The sequence below is a fragment of the Chelatococcus composti genome, assembly GCF_014201415.1.
GTDB lineage: Bacteria > Pseudomonadota > Alphaproteobacteria > Rhizobiales > Beijerinckiaceae > Chelatococcus_A > Chelatococcus_A composti.
Genome location: NZ_JACHEH010000023.1, coordinates 1 through 1,925, shown reverse-complemented (window position 1 = coordinate 1,925; position 1,925 = coordinate 1). Strand labels below are relative to the sequence as shown.

Annotated in this window: 2 protein-coding genes; one reads left to right on the top strand and one right to left on the bottom strand. The window is 70.5% G+C overall.

All coding sequences use genetic code 11. The annotated features are described in order from the left end of the window. The coding region (locus HNQ73_RS17800; protein WP_183336765.1) for a GntR family transcriptional regulator at window positions 1–566 on the bottom strand (566 nt) is incomplete at its 3' end. A 382-nt stretch (window positions 567–948) separates the two neighbouring features. Between HNQ73_RS17800 and HNQ73_RS17795 the strand changes: the two genes are divergently transcribed. Next, window positions 949–1,925 (top strand): 4-hydroxythreonine-4-phosphate dehydrogenase PdxA (locus tag HNQ73_RS17795; RefSeq protein WP_183336763.1); only part of this gene is annotated, 977 nt, incomplete at its 3' end.

The following is a 1,925-nucleotide window of genomic DNA, read 5'->3' as shown; positions in this document are numbered from 1 at the left end:
TTCCACTTTGTGGGCTCCTGGTTGCCGAGGAAGCGGATGCGCTTGAGGCGCGACTGCAGCGTCTCGTGGATGTCGGCGAGCACGGCATTGCCCGACAGGCGCACGATGGCGGTGTGGATGGCCTGGTTGAGCTTGAAGTATTCGAGGCGGTTGCCGCTGGCATAGAAGGCCATCATGCGCGCATGCAGGTCGGCGACGGCGGCGATGTCGGCGTCGCTGGCATGGGCACAGGCCAGGCGCCCGGCCTCGGCCTCGAGCGTCGCCAGCACCGTCAGCATGTCCTGCACGTCCTTGGGCGAGAAGCGGCGCACGATGGCGCCGCGGCTCGGCACCAGCTCGATCAGCCCCTCGCGCGCCAGGAACTTCAGCGCCTCGCGCAGCGGCGTGCGCGAGATGCCGAGCGCCGCCCCGAGCTGACCCTCGTGCACGCGCGAGCCCGGGGCAAGCTGCCCCTCGGTGATCATGTCGCGGATGCGGGTGACAACCTCGTCGTGCAGCGTGCGCCGGGCAATGGGGCGGGCCTCCTCGGGGCCGCCCGCCGACGGGGCAATGGTCTGGTCTGTCATGCTCACCTGTGGCCTCGGCCTCCGGTCAGGGATCTTTCGGGATCGGCTCTGGCGCCGGACGTTCCGAGACGGGCCCCACCGGCGGCGCAGCTGCCGCCTCCCCCTGCCGTCCCTGGCGCAGCGGCCGGCGATTCCCCTCGCCGTTCCCCGAGCAAATTGCCGCGGCGAATCCCGTGCGCGTCAAGGGCCATGATGCCCGCGGGGCCGCGGCCGGTCAATCAAGCATCGTATGATGGAATGCTGTATGCAGCATACTTGACGACAGAAACACGCCCCTCTAGCTTCCCTCCACCAAGCCAAGGAGGTCCGCGTGGCTCACAGGCCGCTTCCCGCCGATAATCAATCCCTCGCGCCTGCCGCTCGTCCCACCGTCGCCCTCGCCATGGGCGATCCGGCCGGCATCAGCCCGGAACTCATGGCCAAGGCCCTCTGCCTCGACGACCTGCGCCAGGCCGCGCGCCTCGTCGTCTTCGGTGACCGCCGCGTCCTTGCCGCCGGCGCCGCCGTCGCCGGCGTCTCCCCGGAGATCGCCGTCGTCGCCGATCCGGCCGAGGCCCCGGCCGACGAGAGCAGGCCCGTCTTCGTCGATCTCGGCCACCTCGACCCGGCCACCATCCGCCTCGGCGAGGTCAGCCGCGAGGGCGGCGCCTTCGCCGTCGCCAACTTCCGCGCCGCCCTGCGCTATGCCGCCGCCGGCCATGCCCAGGCCGTCGCCTTCACTCCCTTCAACAAGGCCGCCATGCGCCTGGCCCACCCCTCCTATGAGGACGAGATCACCTTCCTCACCGAGGAGCTCGGCGCCAACGGCCCGGCCAGCGAGTTCAACATCCTCGAGGGCCTCTGGAACGCCCGCGTCACCTCGCACGTGCCACTCAGGGACGTCGCCCGCCTCATCACCCGCGAGGCCGTCGTCAACGGCCTCGTCCTCGCCGACGGCGCCATGCGCGAGGCCGGCTTCGCCAGGCCGCGCATCGCCGTCGCCGGCCTCAACCCGCACGCCGGCGATGGCGGCAACTTCGGCCGCGAGGAGATCGACGTCATCGCCCCGGCCGTCGAGGAGGCCAAGGCCCGCGGCATCGCCGCCGACGGACCCTTCCCATCCGATACCGTCTTCCTGCGCGCCAGGGCCGGCGCCTTCGACGCCGTCCTGACCATGTACCACGACCAGGGACAGATCGCGATGAAGCTCATGGGCTTCGACCGCGGCGTCACAATGCTCGGCGGGTTCGCCATCCCGGTCCTCACCCCCGCCCACGGCACCGCATACGACATCGCTGGAAAAGGCATCGCAAACATCGGTGCCACACGCGCCGCCTTCGAACTCGCCGCAAAAATCGCTCGCAAACGCCTCAAGGAGGC